Here is an 18,142-nt window from a genome sequence, read left to right as displayed (position 1 = left end):
ATTTTATCTGTATTTTTACAAATCACACTGTTATAATCATGATTATATGTCAAAGAGAAGGAGTTATATGATGTCGAAAGCTCGATTAATCACATTTATGTTAAGCGTATTTGTCGTAGGAATGGTTGAATTGATGATTGCGGGGATTCTTACTTTAATGAGTAAAGATTTAAATGTATCTGAAGCAATAGTTGGCCAACTCGTAACAGTTTATGCATTAACGTTCGCGATAAGTGGACCAATACTTGTTAAAGTCACAAAGAACATATCACCAAAGACCGTCTTATTAGTAAGCATGGCTATTTTCATATTAGGAAACTGCATCATCGCTTTCTCACCTAATTTTACAATATTAGTTTTAGGTAGAATATTATCTTCTGCCGCTGCAGCTATTATAGTTGTTAAGATTTTATCATTAACTGTCGTATATTCTAACCCAAGTGAACGAGGCAAAATGATCGGACTCGTGTATACAGGTTTCAGTGCCGCCAATGTATTAGGTGTTCCACTAGGTACAAAAATTGGTGACCTAGTAGGTTGGAGAATGTCATTTGTATTTATATCACTTGTCGGGGTTGCAGCTATTATATTAATCGCATTTAATGTAGCAAGTAATAAAATAGATACAGTTGAATCATCTCAACAAAGTCAAGGCTATAAGATTATTGACAAACTTGAAATTGTTAAATATTTAAGTATCACTTTCTTAATACTTGCAGCTAATTATGTTGTCGTAACATATATCAGTCCATTATTATCAATTTATGGATATGACTTAAATATTGTTTCCATTGTATTGCTCGTTGCGGGACTTGGTGCAATTCTTGGAACATCATTAGGAGGATATATTACAGACTCATTAGGAAGCAAGAAATGGTTGTTAATTTCATTAAGCACTTACACAGTATTAATGCTTATTTTCCAATCATTTTTACCTATATTAATTATTACTCTTGTAGGTGTATTCTTATGGAATATCGTTCAATGGGGATCGAATCCACCAATTCAAATAGGTATTATCTCTCAAATAGAAGGAGATACTAGTGCTGCTATGAGTTGGAACATGTCTAGTTTAAATGCAGGAATTGGGGCAGGTTCATTATTAGGAGGCATTTTTGTATCTTACTTTAATGTCGTGTCAAGCTTATATGTAGCAGCTGTATTAAGCTTTATCGCATTTTTAATTTGCTTAACACTTAAAAAGAAACCTAAATCACAACAAGTATAATAAAAAGCGACCGGAAAATTTCCGGTCGCTTTTTTTATATCTATTATTGTAATTCTTTACCATTTTGTGATTGGTTTTCTTCATTAGAAGATGCGTTTTTTTGTTCGTATTCTTTTTTACTCATTACATCATCAACATGCATGTTAACTTCAACAACTTCAAGGCCAGTCATATGTTTAACTTGTTCTTTAACTAAGTCTGACACTTTTTTGAAGATTCTAGGAGCTGATTCACCATATTCTAAAATAACTTTTAAGTCTACAGCTGCTTGTTTTTCTCCTACTTCAACAGTTACACCTTGTGTTACGTTATTTCCAGAAGTAAAACGGTCAGTAAAGCTAGATGCAAATCCGCCTTTCATATCTAAAATACCTTTAACTTCTCTTGCAGCAATTCCAGCAATTTTTTCTACTACTTCATCTGAGAAAGATAATGTATTTGAAAATTGTGGTTCTTGAGCTTGAGCTTGTTGTTGTTGTTGAACTTCACGTTCTTGTTCGTTTACACCAGTTTGTTCATTGTAACTGCTTTTTGCTTTGTTGTTGTCTACGTTTGCCATAATAAATTCTCTCCCTTAGTTTATAATTTGTTTTAATTTTTTTATTTATATATTTAGCAGTCTAACTAATTCTGTTAAGGAAATTTAAAAACTGCTGTGTACAGTCTTTAATATACCCTAGCCCCACACCTATTAAACATAGGACAAGAATTAAAACTGTTTTCCAAAAACCAATAGTTAAAAATAAAACTGCTAAAATTAACATCGCTATAAAACCAATAATTCTCCATTTATATTCTTTAATAAAATTAATGAATTGATTCGGATCTTGATTTTCATTTGGCATAACCGGAACCTCCTATCCTTGTCTTATAATACTCTTGTATCACTCGTTTTCTGATCTCTTACATTAATCTCGATATTTTTCACTGGTATTTCAGAGAAATGTTCAACATTTTCTTTAATATCCGATTTGATACGATCAGTTAATGTTTGAATACCACCTGTCTCTGAAACTACAAAGAAATCAGCTTTAACTGTTGCATAAGATTTGTTCTTCTTGTTATAAAGTTTAGCAACAACATTTGGTTGACGAACTTGATCGTATTTTTGAATTGTACGATAAACACATTTTTCAACTGAATTTCTCGTAATATATATGTGACCATCCTCGTAGTCACGGTGTAAGCCTGGTTTCTTATGTGTTGGTTTAAATGTCGCAAAGAACATTAGTAAACCAAAGAATATTAATACGCCAGCACAAGCAATCAATGTAGGTTCAAACCAATTATATTTTAATAACTGTTGTTGATAGCTCTTAATTTGGCTAATATCCAAGTACATAAAAAGAAGCGTGCCTACAACTACTATTATGAACAAGCCTAGGAAAAAATTCTTTAATCTTCTCACTGGCAACTGCACCTCCTATGTAAAGTTCTATTACTACTCATAGTTATACCCCTAAAATGATTTCGGAAACAATATTTTATATTTAATTTATATTTTTAGTTAAAATTTTATTTGAAACTGGATTTTTTAAGTCTGTACAGTATACTATATTCAAAAATAAAAAAATGCTTTCAATCCGAATTAATTCAGATTGAAAGCATTTTATATATGTGTTGATTTTTGCATTAAATATAAGAAATATGGTGCTCCAACTATTGCAACGATAATTCCTGCTGGTAGTCCATTAGGCTCTAATACAATTTTACCAATTGTATCTGCTACGACTAACAATATTGCACCGTTTAACACGGCTATTGGTAGGTATAGTTGATGTCTTGGTCCTACTATACTTCTAGCAATATGTGGCCCCATTAATCCTACGAAGCCTATTCCTCCTGCTACTGAAACTGCTGCAGATGATAACACAACAGCTAAGAAGACGAGAAGGATTCTTTCTTTATTATTATTAATACCGAAAGCAACTGAAACTTGTTCGTTTGTGCTTAAGACATTTAATACATTCGCTTTATAAAACAAGAATGGCATAACGATTGCTAACCATGGTACAAATGCAAACACGAATGGCCATTCGTCTCCCCATATATTACCTGCAAACCATCTTGCTATAAATTCCATTTGATCTTGGTCAAAAGTAGACATGATTGTAATAGATGCCCCACTTAATGCAGTTGATAAACCCACACCGATTAATACCATTCTCACTGGGTTTATTCCTTCACCTTTTTTATGACTAAAGATGAATATTACCATAGCTGTAGCTAAACCACCTAGCATACTTACAAGTGGTAATACATATACAAAGTCGCCTGCTTTGATAGTACCAACTACTAAAAACAATGTAATCATAAAGCCGCTTCCTGCGTTAATACCCAAGATACCAGGCTCTGCTAGTGGGTTCTTTGTAATACTTTGAAGTATTGCACCACTCAATGCTAAGCTAGCTCCTGCTAAGATTGTAATAAGCATTCTTGGCATTCTAAATTCATACAAAATCATAGTATCTAGTTCGTTACCTTGACCTAAAATTGTTTTGAAAAATTGGACAAATGACATCTTAAATTCGCCAGTTGTCATCGCAAATCCCATTGATGCGATGAGTACGACTACTAAAATGGTAAAAGTTATGCGTTGTTTTCGAATTATTTTAGGATGTATCATAATATTTTACCGTCCCTTCTTACAAGATAAAGGAAGAACGGTACACCAATAATTGAAATAACTGCTCCAATTGGTGCTTCTCCTAACATTCTCGCAATCATATCTGCAAATAGAAGAATAAATCCACCTAATACTGCTGATAAAGGGATAACGCGTTTATAATCTGTCCCTATCATAAATCTAACAATATGAGGAACCATTAAGCCTACAAAAGCAATTTGACCTACAATAGATACAGCTATACCTGCTAATAATATTGTAGCAATTAAACTCGTATACCTAACAACAGTACTATTTTGTCCCAAACCTTTTGAAAGTGTATCACCTAAACTAAGTATTGTAAGTTGTCTACTCATCATAATTAACACTATTAAAATAACAACAACTATCGGCGTTGAAATCATAAGTTGTTTCCACGTTGTACCACTTACGCCACCAACACTCCAAAATGTTAATGTTTGATTTAATTTAAATATTAATGCGATTCCTTCACTTGCAGCAGTCAATAGCGCAGATACTGCAGCACCTGCAAGTACAAGTCTCATTGGACTAAATCCACCACGTTTAGATGAACCGACACTCATTACAAGTACCCCACCAATTCCAGCTCCAACAAATCCTGCAAGCATAAGTGTAAAGTACCCTGCACTTGGTATTACTGCTAAAGTTAGTGCAAGCATCATACTTGCTCCAGCGTTAAGTCCTAATAATCCAGGATCAGCTAAGCCATTACGTGTAACACCCTGCATTACAGCTCCAGATACTGCCAGTGCCATTCCGACAATAACTGCTCCAATTTCTCTTGGAATTCGTATTTCTCTTAAAATATTATGTTCCTCTATTTGAGGATTATAGTTGAAAATTGCATCATAAACCATTTGAATCGAAGTTGTTTTTGCTCCGAATAAAAATGACAGAAGTAAAACAGCTACAAGTAAAATAATTGTAACTGTTAAAATAATAGGATAGCGATTTTCTTTAATTGTTTTTGATTGAGTCATCAGGCTGCCATCCTTTTATAACTTTGTGTAATGTTTACATAGTAAATTATACGTTACTAGCATTGGCTTACCAGTTCTAGGATCTGTTGAAAGTTCAGCATCAATGTTAAACACTTCTTCTAAAATCTCGTTTGTTAACACTTCTTCTGTTTGACCTTGAGCAACTATTTCTCCAGCTTTCATAGCTATTAAATGGTCAGAAAAACGTATTGCTTGGTTGATATCATGTAAAACCATGATAATCGTACAACCTTGTTCTCTATTTAATTCTTGAACAAGTTCTAGAATTTCAAGTTGATGTGAAATATCTAAATATGTTGTTGGCTCATCTAAGAAAATGATATCTGTTTTTTGAGCTAGCGCCATAGCAATCCATACTCTTTGTCTTTGACCACCACTTAAATCATTTATTGCTCTATATTTAAAATCATGAGTTCCGGTAACGTTTAAAGCCCACTCTATTTCCTCTTTATCTTGTTTAGATAATCTACCAAAACCTTTTTGATGAGGAAATCGTCCATAAGAAACCAGTTCACCAACTGTTAATCCATCTGCAACATCAGGAGACTGAGGTAATATCGCAATTTTTTTAGCAATTTCTTTTGTAGAAGTTGAATGTAAGTTCTTTCCATCAAGTAAAACTTCTCCAGTTTGTACATTTAAAATACGGCTTAATGCTTTAAGTAAAGTTGATTTACCACAGCCATTTGGACCGATTATAGAAGTTACTTTACCATCAGGTATTTCTAAGTTTAAATCATTAACTATTAATTTTTCACCATAACCTATTGAAATGGCTTCTCCCGTTAAACGATTCATAAAGAACCCTCTTTCTATTAAAAATAGACTCTATTTATTATGCTTATTTGTATTTTTTGTAAATGATAATCATTATCATCATTCATATCTATGTATTATAACATTTAATGGGGTCTTTTTCTATCATTTAATGAATATTTTCACGTTATATTCACTTTTGAGACAAATAAAAACAAGCTAAGAATCCCCTTTTTCTTAGCTTGTTTTTTAAATTATTCATCCACAAGGAAACCATTTCCGAGTACGTCCCTCACATCATGGACAACTACAAATGCATTTTCGTCGAATTTCTTGATCATACGTTTAGTTCTAGAAAGTTGCGTTTTAGCAATTACTACATACAAAACATCCGTATCTTTTTTCGAATAATATCCTCTACCATTTAAAATCGTACATCCTCTTCCAATTTGCTCATCTATCATTTTAGCAATTTGATCAGGATTTTGAGATATAATGGTTACGGCTTTTTTAGGGTTTAAACCTTCAATAACAAAGTCCATAACTTTAGTACCAACGTATAAAGATATCACTGTTAGTAATGCTTTTTCTAACGGCATTACAGTTAGTGAGAACATGACTACGATAAGGTCAAAGAATAGAAGAGCATATGATGTATTAACATCTAAATATTTATGAGCTATTCTTGCTAGGATTGTTGTTCCAGCAGTTGTTCCGCCAGATAACACTATTAAACCAATACCTAGACCGACCATAAATCCGCCAAAGATTGTGTTAATTAATATTTCGTGTGTCTCAACAACCCATGAACCTGTCAGACCTAAAAATACCGATATTGCAATAACCGCTATTATTGTATAAATTGTACTTCTCTTACTTAAAAATTTATACCCTAACGCGATTAAAATAGCGTTTAGTATAAACGTTGACCACGCTGGTGAAATATCATAAGCATAAAGTAGAATCAAAGAAACCCCGGTTACGCCACCTTCACCTAAATTAGCTGATATAATAAAGGCATTTACCCCAGTAGCAAATATGAATGATCCTACTAGTATTAATATCATATCTCGTAATAATCTATTTTTCATGACCTTACCTCCTTTTTATTTTTCAGCAGACATATAGATACTACCATAATCAGCAAATCCCCTCAACATGCCTATTTCAAATACAAAAAGGGAGTGGGATAGAAATCTAGTTTTATAAAAAGATTTCGTCGTCCCACTCCTGCAAGGATAAATTTTTATATTAAAATTGTTCTTCGAATGGTGCTTGTATATCTTTTAGTACTTTAACAGAGTTATCAAATAATGCTTTTTCCTCTTCATTTAAAGGCATTTCGATTATTTCTTTAATACCAGATCTATTAATTAAAGCTGGTACACCGATATAAACACCTTCATGTCCATATTCACCTTCTAGATATCCAGAAACAGTTAACACTACATCTTGATTGTTTAAAATTGCTTTAGTAATACGCATAAGCCCCATTGCAACTCCATAGTATGTTGCACCTTTTGCTTCAATAATTTCATAAGCTGCATCTCTAGTTTGAACAAAAATTTCTTCTATTCTATGTTTACGTGTTTCATCTTTTTCTATTATAGATCTTAATGGCTTACCTGCAATATTTGCGTGTGACCATACAGGTAGCTCAGAATCTCCGTGTTCTCCAATAATATTTGCATGTACGCTTTGTGGTGCTACATCAAATTCTTCGCTTAATAAATATCTGAATCTTGCTGTATCAAGAATTGTACCTGAACCGATAACGCGTTCTTTTGGCAAACCAGAGAATTTCATTGTTGCATAAGTTAAGATGTCTACTGGATTTGTAGCAATTAAGAAGATTCCATCAAATCCAGAACTCATAACTTCATCGACTATAGCTTTAAAGATTTTCATATTTTTTGCTACTAAATCCAATCTTGTTTCACCAGGTTTTTGAGCCGCACCCGCACAAATCACGACTAAATCAGCATCATTACAATCCTTATATTCGCCTGCTTTTACTTTGACTGGAGAAGGACCATAAATTGTTCCATGGTTTAAATCCATAACATCTCCATTTACTTTCTTCTTATCTAAATCTATGATGACAAATTCATCACAAATACCTTGATTGATCATTGAGAATGCATAACTAGAACCTACTGCACCATTTCCTACTAATACAACTTTGTTTCCTTTAAATTGTTTCATTATAACCGCTCCCTGTTTATTATTATAAAATCATCGCTAATATGAATGTCCACACACATATGAATATTAAAAATCCTATACTATATTTCAAAGTCATTTTGAGTAATTCTGACTCTTTACCAACTTCACCTACTGCTGCTGTTGCAATAGCTATTGACTGTGGTGAAATAAGTTTAGCTGCTACACCACCAGCAGTATTTGCTGCAACTAGTAATGGGCCACTTGTGCCAATTTGACTTGCTACAGTTGCCTGAATTGGCGCAAACAACGTATTGTTATTAACAACAGATCCTGTCATAAATACGCCAATCCAACCTAATACAGGAGAAAGTAATGGGAATACACTACCAGCTTTCGCAATACCTTGTCCCATAGCACCTGTTAAACCACCGTAAGTAGTAATTTTAGCAATCGCTAAAATGAAACATATCGTCAAAATTGGTAGCCATAATTCTTTAATTGTTAAGCCTAATAATTTAAACGCTTCACTAAATTTAAAATGTTTAGATATTAGAATTGTAATGATGATAGATATTAAAATCGCAGTACCTGTTGCACTAAATATGTCTATTTTTAATGTAATTAATTTATTTGTAATTTCATTTAATGTTCCAGGAATACTAATGTTCCATACTAATGATGATAATAAACCATCTTCTGCAAACAATCCTTTGAAGAATGGCGCACTCCATATCATGACAAAAATAGTTAATATATAGAATGGGCTCCATGCATATAAAATCGTTTTAACAGAATGCTTTTTCGGTTGCATAACTTTTTGATCAGTAACTCTATAAATATTTTTAGGTTGATAAAATTTTGAGAATATTGCTAATGCAACCATTGATAATAATGGTGGAATAATATCAGCAAGTTCTGGACCTTGGAAATAAGTAATGAGTACTTGTAAAACTGTATAAGTTGAACTTACAACTAATATCATCGGTAAAATTTCTTTAACACCTTTTAATCCATCTAAAATCATAATTAACAAGAAAGGAATAAAGAAATTCATAATTGGCAATGTAAGCGTTGATATTTGAGAAACTTCTAATGCCGTAATATTACCATGTAAACCTAAACTATCCACTATTCCAACTGGTATACCAATTGCACCAAAAGCACCAGCAGCACCATTTGCAATTAAACATAACATTGCAGCTTGTAACGGTCTAAATCCAATTTGAATTAATAGCACACTACAAATTGCAATCGGAACACCAAAACCAGCAGCACCTTCTAAAAATGCATTAAAACTAAATCCAATTAATAGTAATTGTATACGCTGATCTTGAGATATCCCAGAAATACTATCTTGAATAATGCTGAATTGACCTGTACCAATAGAAACTTTATATAGCCATACCGCCATTACAACAATATAACCAATAGGAAGAATACCTTGGAAAAACCCTTCAGTTACAGCACCAACAGCTACAGTTTTTGGTAAATCAAATATAAAAAATGCAATTAATAAAGTTACGACAAGTGTTGTAATTGATGCATATATACCTTTCATTTTAAAAACTGTTAAACATAATAAAAATAATATAATCGGTATACTAGCGACAAGTGCTGATAAAGTTACATTATCTAATGGATTAATATTATTTAATAACACAACGAACAACTTCTTTCTTTTTTATTTTTTAAGATGCGCATCTTTTATATTTGTGATGTTTTTCACAATGTAAATATAACACCTCCAAAACCCTGGGTCAATAGCTTCAGCGCATATTATGTGAAAATATTCACGATAAATTTTATATAGATTTTTACGATTTTTTACAAACTCTTTATCTACTTGAATGGTTGCGTTTACATTTTTGTCACTGAGTTGAAAATTAATTTTCTACTTAATATTGTGTTAGGGACATTATTCTGAGTATTGTCCGTAAGAAGTTCTGTTAGGGACATAATTCTGAGTAATGTCCGCAAGAAGTACTGTTAGGGACATAATTCTGAGAAATGTCCGCAAGAAGTACTGTTAGGGACATAATTCTGAGAAATGTCCGTAAGAAGTACTGTTAGAGACATAATTCTGAGTAATGTCCGTAAGAGGTAGTGTTAGGGACATAATTACGAGTAATGTCCGTAAGAACTAGTGTCTAAGGAGCATTATTCAGAATTTTGCTAGTTAGAACTTTCTAAGGAGCACTATTCGGAATTTTGCCAGTTAGAGCTTTCTAAGGAGCACTATTCGGAATTTTGCCAGTTAGAGCTTTCTAAGGAGCATTATTCGGAATTTTGCCAGTTAGAACAGTCTAAGGAGCATTATTCAGAATTCTGCTAGTTAGCCCAACCTAAGGAGCATTATTCAGAATTCTGCTAGTTAGCCCAATCTAAACTCCACAACCAATCTCTTTCCCACACCGCATCTTTCTCCACACGCAAAATAGAGCCTAGACAATTAATTGTCTAGGCTCTATTTTGTGATTTTTAGTTGTTTTCATCTACCAAGTTCTATTACATTCTTAATTTTATATTTTTATTCCGTTAGGCTTTGCGTATTTACGAAATGTCTATACTTATCGTGTGTTGTTATTAACTCACTATGTGTACCTGCACCGGTAATTTCTCCTTTATCTAAGAAAATTATTTGATTTGCTTTCTTTATTGTTGCTAGTCTATGTGCTATTACTATCGTAGTTCTATCTTTCATAAGTTCATTCAATGCTTGTTGAATATAATATTCACTTTCACTATCTAGATTAGCTGTTGCTTCGTCTAATAGTAAAATATCAGGGTTCTTAATGAAACTTCTTGCTATATCTATTCGCTGTCTCTGTCCTCCTGATAATTTAGTACCTCTTTCTCCTATTTCTGTTTCAAATCCTTGTGGGAATTCCATTATAAAGTCATAACAACGTGCCATTTTTGTATAATGTATCAGTGTTTCATCACTTACCGCTTCATTAATTCCATATGTAAGATTATCTCTTATCGTACCTGACATCATTGCATTAGATTGCATGACATATCCAATTTTCTGTCTCCAATATTTCAAAGATATATCTTGTATAGACTCGTTACCATATAATATTTCCCCGTGCTCTAGTGGATACAATCTTTCAATTAAACTGAACAATGTACTTTTCCCTGATCCTGATGGTCCTACAAATGCTGTAACTTCTCCAGAATGGATAGATAATGATAAATCTTTAATAACGAGATTATCTTCATATCCAAATGAAACATTTTTGAATGTTATGTCTTGATGGTCGGCTACTGGACGATTTGAATCTATCCCAATTTTTTCGACTTTTTCTTGATATATTTCATATATTCTTTCACTTGCCCCAACTGCTTTTTTATAGTCCGTAATGAACATTGAGAAACTTAAAATGGGTGCTGATAATTGTATAACATAGAAAATCATCGCAACTAAAGTTCCTGCTGTAATTGCGCCACTTGATACTCTTATTCCACCAAATCCTAATATTATAGCGACGGTAACCGTCATTATAATTCCTGATAATGGTGATATAATCGCTCTTATTTTAGCTTCTTTCAAACCTAAATTATATATACTTAATAAAGTTACTTTCGTCTTTTCTAATTCGTTTGTTTCTGAAGTTGTTACTTTCACTAACTTCATTTCAGTTAATACTCTACCCAGCAATCCACTAAATTTAGCAATTTCAGTTTGTGTTTCTTTAGAAATTTTGCCCATTTTCTTTCCTAGTGGAATCATAATGCCTATAAAAATCGGTAAAATAATAAAAGTAATGAGTGTCATTTGCCAATCGAGAATGAACAACATAACAATAGAACCAATCAGCGTTAATAAAGAAGGTAATACGCTTGGCGCCTTTTCAGAAATAAATAAATTAATTACATTCGTATCATCAGTAATACGACTCATTAATTGGCCACTTTCATTCTTATCAAAAAAACTCATTTTTAAGTTGATGAGATGTTGCCAAAGCTTTGCTCTAATAGAGTAAATAGTTTTCTCACCAATTTTACTTAATAAATACGTACCTATACCACTTAAAACAGCATTAGCTAAGAATATCCCAATAAATAGCCATACCATACGTAAATCTAAATTTTCTGCATTAAATGTATCCACTAATTTCCCGGTAAATAATGGTACAAGTAAACCACTTAGACTCCCTAGTATAGATAGAAACATTGCCCAAAATACCATTTGTTTAGGCCAATCTACTTTTTTTAGTAAATATATCAACGGATTTTCATTTTTCATTTTAACTACCTCTTCAATAAATATAATGATTATATTTGTATTTTACAGCAAAATGGTATATACATACTAATTATAGAAAACTAATTTTACAAAAAATTAATATTCATTTGTTATCTTGTTATACGGAAGTTATTTAATTTATGTTAGAATGATATAGTTAATTTTAAAAATAAATAAAGAGGTCTTATTAATGAAAAAAAGTCTATTAATATTTTTTGCACTACTAATATTGAGCATTCCAGTAACTCAAAATGCATCTGCTGCTGATAACGCAAAGTCTCCAACAACTGTTGCAAACGAAAATGGATATTCACTTGGAGAAATATATGAACCAGAAGGCGCAATTAATTACAGTTCTGAAACTGGTCAAATTATGTATGAATATAAGATAGATGCTAAATGGTATCCTGCTAGTATGTCTAAGTTGATGACATTATACTTAACTGAAAAAGCAATCAACAGCGGTAAATTAGACAAAAATGCAAAAGTTAAAATGACAAACGAAGAATACCGTTTATCAACGTTACCTGAACTAAGTAATACAAAATTATATCCAGGTGATGTATATACTATTTCAGAGTTAATGCAAATTACAGTTTCTAACTCTTCAAATGCCGGCGCGATGATTTTAGGTAGAGAGACTATGAAAGCTGAAAATTTAGCTTCTGCAAAAAAGATAGATAAAAAAGATAAAGACTCAAATAAAAATACAGCTTCTAAACAACAAAAGAAAGATTTAGACTCTGACTTTGTTGATTACATGAATGAAACTGCTAAAAAAATAGGCATGAAACATACAAAGTTCTACAATTCTAATGGCGCATCAAATAATTTGTTATTAGAATATAAAGCTAAGCGTTACCAATCAGATGAAGATAATTATTCTACATCTAGAGATTTCGCAATTCTAGCACAACATCTTGTAAAGCAGTATCCTGATATATTAGAATATACAAAATTAGTAGCACCCACTGTTCAAAACGTTACTTATTATACTTATAACCACTCACTTGAAGGTGCGGATATGTCATTAAAAGGCACGGACGGTCTAAAAACAGGCTCAAGTGATACAGCCGACTATAACCATAGTCTTTCAACTAAAAGAGATGGTTTAAGAATCAATCAAATCATTCTTGGTGCTGGTGACTATAATAGCGTTGGTGGTGAAAAAGAACGTAATATGATGGGTAACAGCTTAATGGAAAAATCATTCAATGAATATGAATGGAAAAAAGTATTATCTAAAGGCAAACAAAAAATAAACGGTAAAACTTATTATGTTTCAGAAGATCTTTATGACGTTGTGCAAAAAGGTGTAGATTATAAAGTTGTTCTTGAGGATGGTAAAGCCCATATCGATTATAAACGTACTTTCTTAAATGATAGCTATGGTCCACCAACAGTCAATGTGGAGTCACCTAGCAAACATAAATTTAATCAAACAAAAGAAAAAGTTACAAGCGAAGATAATAGACCTATCATCATGACCGCTTCAATATTACTTATTTTAGGAATATTGTTATTATTAACTTGGTTATTAAAACGTAAGAAAAATAATAAATAACATTAAGCCTTAAGCCCGACAACAAATACGTCACTTTAGTGTAGAATAGTATTAAACTATTTTATTCGAGGTGACGTATTTTTGATTCATTTTTTACCGAATTTTTTATCAGAACCAATCAATATATCATTAGTTACGATTACGATCATCGCGCTAATATATGTATTTGTTCATCATAGAAGACAACAGCCTATATTAAGTTTGATTGATATTATTTTAGGATATTTCCCTATTTTAATTCATGAAATGGGCCATGTGATTGCAAATAAACTTTCCGGTGGTAAACCGAAAGATTTAGTTGTTGTATGGCGTAGAAAAGAACGAACAGAAACAGGTAGACAAGGTTATGCTATCACGGGTTCTAAATCGCGATTAAATCAAGTTATAACAACATTGTTCGGTTATATTATGCCATCTATTATGCTTATTTTAGGTGTTTGGCTTAAACATCATACGTTTGGACCAATATTCTTAATTATCCTTCTTTTAATGTTTTTATACTATGTTATGCTTACATCTAAAAAGTTTATACCAACTATCATACTAGTTGTCATAGCTGCTGCATTATACGAAGTCATATCAGCACCAAATATACATGACTTTGGCCAAATCACCACTTATATATATCACTTGGGCTTAGGTACATTGCTAGGCGAAGTTGCTCAATCAAGCATCACGATATTCTTATTAACTTTCACACGATCAAGCCAAGAATGGGATGGCAGCCAATTAAGGCAACTAACTAAAATCCCTACTATTGTCTTTAGTGTTATTTGGATTGCAATAAACGTATATGCAGTTATGTATACTTTTAATATTTTATGGTCATAAAAAAAGCCAATAAAGAATCGAGTTTTTCGATTTTTTATTGGTTATTTTTTTATTCCAAACAAATATGATGCATTTGTTTCGCTAATCATAATCGTTTTATTATTTAACTTTAGTTCTATAATTTGATTTAAGCTATCTTTATTACTTATTGTAACGACATTACCTATATTCAAGTCTTGATTACTTAAATAATCTAATAAATTCACATAGTCCATTACACGTTTAATGATAACATCGTCACCTACTTCAAATTCATTCAAAGAAGTATTATATAATTCTTCAATTTGATTCTCTCTTGGAATTATTCCACCATGTGGACACGTCTTAGGATACCCCATCAACTTATCTATCTTTTCTATGAAACGATCAGATACTCGATGCTCTAAAATTTCAGCCTCTTCATGTACTTCATCCCACGAATACTCTAACTCTTCTATTAAAAATCTTTCAATTAGTCTATGCCTTTTAATGATATTCGCAGTATGGTCTAATCCTTTTTGTGTTAATTTCACACCTTTATATGGACGGATATCTACATAATCGTCTTTTTTTAAGCGCAGCATCATTTCACTTACTGATGACGGTTTAATACCTAAATCTTGAGCTAAGTTTTTATTTGATACATAATCTGTCGTTCCATTTAATCCAAAAATTGCTTTTAAATAATCTTCTTGTTCTTCAGTCAACATCTGCTCTGACCTCGCTTTTATTATCATATTTTTATTGTACCATGATTTATTTTTACAAGCTATCTCTTGACTTCACCTAATTTTATAATATAATCTAACTATAGTTTAGGTTAGCCTAAACTTATTTTTAGAAAAAGGTGATAACATGTTACAGGTTAAGAATATGAATTTATTTATAGGTCAACAGCACATATTGCATGATATTAACTTAACAATTCAATCATCAGGAGAGCTAATAGGCATTATGGGGCCAAATGGTGCTGGGAAATCATCGTTTATCAAATCAATTTTAGGCGAATTCAAAGCAACTGGCTTTGCTTTTTGGAATGATAAACCTATTAAGCAACAACTCACTCAATTAACTTACATTCCCCAAAGAAATCAACTAGATTTAGATTTTCCTATTACAGTTAAAGACAGCTTAATAACTGGCTATTACCAAACTTCTGGATGGTTTAGACCGATGGCAAATGAAGCTTATATAAAAAGAGACCAATTATTATCTGACTTGCAGCTAACTGATTTAAAAGATAAAACATTAAATCAATTAAGTGGTGGACAATTACAACGTGTTCTCTTAGCAAAAGCTTTAATGAAAGATAGTGATTTATTGTGTCTAGATGAGCCTTTCGTTGGAATCGACTTTAAAAGTGAAGAAATCATGATTCAAATATTACGAAGACTAAGATCAGAAGGTAAACTGATTTTAATTGTTCATCATGATATCCATAAAGCCAAAGCGTATTTCGATAGAATCCTCCTCCTCAATCGATCGGTAAAATTCTTTGGTTCTGCTACAGAAGCTTTATCTGATGAAAACATTAAAGAAGTATTTTTAAAGGAAGGCGTAACATTATGATTAACGAATTTATCTCATCACTCTTTCAATATAACTTTTTAAGTAGAGCTCTAATCACTGCCATCATAGTTGGGATTGTTTGCGGGGTTGTAGGAAGCCTTATTATATTAAGAGGTTTATCTCTAATGGGTGATGCCATGAGCCATGCTGTTCTACCTGGTGTCGCACTCAGCTATGTATTTAATATTCCAATGTTTATAGGTGCCTTAGTATCAGGTATGTTAACGAGTTTACTAATAGGATATATTTCACAACATTCGAAGACAAAAAATGATGCTGCAATAGGTATTATTTTCACTGCTTTCTTTTCCCTAGGTATTATAATCATTAGCCAAATCAATTCCTCTACAGATTTGTACCATATACTATTCGGAAACATTTTAGCAGTAACTTCAAATGCTTTTTATACAACGAGCATTGTAAGTATTATCGTGATTGCTTGTGTCATTATATTTTATAAACCACTCCACTTATCAACTTTTGATCCAATAGCGGCGAAAATGAGTGGATTGAATATTAAATTAATTCATTACTTTGTCATGATGTTGTTAGCACTTGTTACTGTAGCGAGCTTACAAACGGTAGGAATTATTTTAGTTGTTGCATTGCTAATCACACCTAGCTCTACTGCATTTTTAATTACTAAATCATTAAAAGCAATGATGATTGTTGCAAGTACAATTAGTGCAATATGTGCAGCCTGTGGCATGTATATTAGTTACCTATACAACTTACCTAGTGGCGCTTGTATCGTATTAGTATGTTGTTTAGTTTATATTATTACGTTCGCCATACATAAACTTAAATTAAAATTTATATAAGGAGTACATTATGAAAAAATTATTGTTTTCACTCATAGCTGTCATCTTATTATTGAGTGCATGTAGTCAATCTTCGTCTAAAAATGATAAACATTTAAAAGTCGTCACTACAAATTCTATACTTGCTGATATGACTAAAGAAGTAACTAAATCAAACGCAAAAGTCACAAGTATCGTTCCCATTGGTCAAGATCCACATGAATATGAAATCAAACCACAAGACGTTAAAGAACTTACAGATGCCGATGTTATCATATATAATGGCTTTAATCTTGAAAGTGGAAATGGTTGGTTTGAAAAAGCTTTAGAACAAGCTGGCAAAAAAATATCTGACAAAAATGTTATACAAGCTACAGAAGATGTAAAACCTATTTACTTAAAAGGTGGAGAAGGAGATAAAAACAAAGTCGATCCTCACGCTTGGTTAAGTATTGAAAATGGTATTAAATATGTAAATACTATCGAAAAACATCTGAGTAAAATAGATGGAAAATATAGTAAAGATTATAAATCGAATGCAGATAATTATACAAATAAACTTAATAAATTACATAGCAAAATGAAAAATGAATTTAATGATATAGATGAGAACAAACGAGCATTCATTACAAGTGAAGGTGCATTTAAATATTTTGCAAAAACGTATCATATAAAACCAGGTTACATATGGGAAATTAATACAGAAAAACAGGGTACTCCAGATCAAATGAAACAAGCCATTAATTTTGTTAAAAACAATCATCTATCATCATTAATCGTAGAAACAAGTGTAGATAAGAAAAGTATGCAAACATTAGCTGAAGAAACGAACCTTGAGATTAAAGAAAAAGTCTTTACAGATTCTATAGGTAAAAAAGACTCTAAAGGAAATTCATACTACAATATGATGGAACACAACGCCAAAGCAATACACAATAGTATGAAATAGTTATTGAATTTATAAAAAAGTCTGAGACAAATTAATTGTCTCAGACTTTTTTATGGACACCTTTCATGAGAAAGAGAATAACAACCTTATTGTCGACAGTTTTTTGCGCTGACTCCTGTGGGAAAAGCATGATTCGAAGACTACAGGCTGAGAACATGCCCGCGGAAAGCATGCGCATAAAAAAACTGCCGGCAAAGTTTAAAACTGTGTCGACAGTTTTTCGTTGGAAAGTAAATAAAGTTACTTGAATTTATCTAGACGAACCAAACTTGATAAATTCAGTCTTTTTTTCACACTTTTCTCATTGAAAATCTCAAGCTCTTTTTTCTTATGGACACGTTTCATAAAAAAATGTCGGCAAAGTCCACGACTTTGTCGACACTATAAAATAAATTAATTGTCT

At 32.0% G+C, this 18,142-nt stretch carries 17 protein-coding genes; 6 read left to right on the top strand and 11 right to left on the bottom strand.

Annotation, left to right across the window (positions count from 1 at the left end):
- Positions 1 to 70: 70 nt before the first annotated feature.
- Entirely contained in the window at positions 71 to 1,228 is a 1,158-nt protein-coding gene (locus tag B2G86_RS10730; RefSeq protein ID WP_078358102.1) for an MFS transporter, read from the top strand.
- Between the two features lie 43 nt (positions 1,229 to 1,271).
- Here B2G86_RS10730 and B2G86_RS10725 read toward each other — a convergent pair whose 3' ends face one another.
- The 10 genes from B2G86_RS10725 to B2G86_RS10680 form a co-directional block, all read right to left on the bottom strand.
- Entirely contained in the window at positions 1,272 to 1,787 is a 516-nt protein-coding gene (locus tag B2G86_RS10725; protein ID WP_078358101.1) for an Asp23/Gls24 family envelope stress response protein, read from the bottom strand.
- 61 nt (positions 1,788 to 1,848) lie between these two features.
- Positions 1,849 to 2,073 carry a DUF2273 domain-containing protein gene (locus B2G86_RS10720; RefSeq protein WP_025906323.1) on the bottom strand — a complete coding sequence of 75 codons (225 nt, stop codon included), beginning with the start codon at positions 2,071 to 2,073 and terminating at the stop codon, positions 1,849 to 1,851.
- A 23-nt stretch (positions 2,074 to 2,096) separates the two neighbouring features.
- On the bottom strand, positions 2,097 to 2,636 hold the full coding sequence (gene amaP, locus B2G86_RS10715; RefSeq protein ID WP_239700419.1) for an alkaline shock response membrane anchor protein AmaP: 540 nt from the start codon (positions 2,634 to 2,636) through the stop codon (positions 2,097 to 2,099).
- A gap of 201 nt (positions 2,637 to 2,837) precedes the next feature.
- The gene (locus B2G86_RS10710; protein ID WP_078358099.1) at positions 2,838 to 3,854 is read right to left on the bottom strand and encodes a FecCD family ABC transporter permease; all 1,017 of its coding nucleotides are present in this window, start codon (positions 3,852 to 3,854) and stop codon (positions 2,838 to 2,840) included.
- Complete coding sequence (locus B2G86_RS10705) at positions 3,851 to 4,855, bottom strand: FecCD family ABC transporter permease (protein ID WP_078358098.1); 1,005 nt, start codon at positions 4,853 to 4,855, stop codon at positions 3,851 to 3,853. The genes B2G86_RS10710 and B2G86_RS10705 overlap by 4 nt, the downstream gene beginning before the upstream one ends.
- Positions 4,856 to 4,870: 15 nt before the next feature.
- Positions 4,871 to 5,674, bottom strand: a complete 804-nt coding sequence (locus B2G86_RS10700) for an ABC transporter ATP-binding protein (protein WP_078358097.1) — start codon at positions 5,672 to 5,674, stop codon at positions 4,871 to 4,873.
- Between the two features lie 212 nt (positions 5,675 to 5,886).
- Positions 5,887 to 6,723 carry a YitT family protein gene (locus B2G86_RS10695; RefSeq protein ID WP_078358096.1) on the bottom strand — a complete coding sequence of 279 codons (837 nt, stop codon included), beginning with the start codon at positions 6,721 to 6,723 and terminating at the stop codon, positions 5,887 to 5,889.
- 160 nt (positions 6,724 to 6,883) lie between these two features.
- Positions 6,884 to 7,837, bottom strand: a complete 954-nt coding sequence (locus B2G86_RS10690) for an L-lactate dehydrogenase (protein WP_078358095.1) — start codon at positions 7,835 to 7,837, stop codon at positions 6,884 to 6,886.
- Positions 7,838 to 7,859: 22 nt separating this feature from the next.
- Positions 7,860 to 9,458, bottom strand: a complete 1,599-nt coding sequence (locus B2G86_RS10685; RefSeq protein ID WP_078358094.1) for an L-lactate permease — start codon at positions 9,456 to 9,458, stop codon at positions 7,860 to 7,862.
- 867 nt (positions 9,459 to 10,325) lie between these two features.
- Positions 10,326 to 12,047, bottom strand: a complete 1,722-nt coding sequence (locus tag B2G86_RS10680) for an ABC transporter ATP-binding protein (protein WP_078358093.1) — start codon at positions 12,045 to 12,047, stop codon at positions 10,326 to 10,328.
- Between the two features lie 190 nt (positions 12,048 to 12,237).
- Between B2G86_RS10680 and pbp4 the strand changes: the two genes are divergently transcribed.
- Positions 12,238 to 13,611 (top strand): penicillin-binding protein PBP4, encoded by a 1,374-nt coding sequence (gene pbp4, locus B2G86_RS10675; protein WP_078358092.1) that lies wholly within the window; start codon positions 12,238 to 12,240, stop codon positions 13,609 to 13,611.
- Between the two features lie 81 nt (positions 13,612 to 13,692).
- Positions 13,693 to 14,442, top strand: coding sequence for a M50 family metallopeptidase (locus B2G86_RS10670; RefSeq protein ID WP_078358091.1), 750 nt, complete (start codon positions 13,693 to 13,695; stop codon positions 14,440 to 14,442).
- 41 nt (positions 14,443 to 14,483) lie between these two features.
- Here the strand turns inward: B2G86_RS10670 and B2G86_RS10665 are convergent, their stop codons facing one another.
- Complete coding sequence (locus B2G86_RS10665) at positions 14,484 to 15,131, bottom strand: metal-dependent transcriptional regulator (RefSeq protein WP_078358090.1); 648 nt, start codon at positions 15,129 to 15,131, stop codon at positions 14,484 to 14,486.
- Between the two features lie 145 nt (positions 15,132 to 15,276).
- Between B2G86_RS10665 and B2G86_RS10660 the strand changes: the two genes are divergently transcribed.
- The 3 genes from B2G86_RS10660 to mntC are packed head-to-tail and all read left to right on the top strand — an operon-like array spanning position 15,277 to position 17,739.
- On the top strand, positions 15,277 to 15,990 hold the full coding sequence (locus B2G86_RS10660; protein WP_078358089.1) for a metal ABC transporter ATP-binding protein: 714 nt from the start codon (positions 15,277 to 15,279) through the stop codon (positions 15,988 to 15,990).
- Positions 15,987 to 16,811, top strand: coding sequence for a metal ABC transporter permease (locus B2G86_RS10655; RefSeq protein WP_088369007.1), 825 nt, complete (start codon positions 15,987 to 15,989; stop codon positions 16,809 to 16,811). Before B2G86_RS10660 ends, B2G86_RS10655 begins: the two co-directional genes overlap by 4 nt.
- Positions 16,812 to 16,821: 10 nt before the next feature.
- Entirely contained in the window at positions 16,822 to 17,739 is a 918-nt protein-coding gene (mntC, locus tag B2G86_RS10650) for a manganese ABC transporter substrate-binding lipoprotein MntC (protein WP_078358088.1), read from the top strand.
- Positions 17,740 to 18,142 lie beyond the last annotated feature (403 nt).

This window comes from Mammaliicoccus fleurettii, assembly GCF_002018435.1.
GTDB lineage: Bacteria > Bacillota > Bacilli > Staphylococcales > Staphylococcaceae > Mammaliicoccus > Mammaliicoccus fleurettii.
This window is presented reverse-complemented; position numbering and strand designations above follow the sequence as displayed.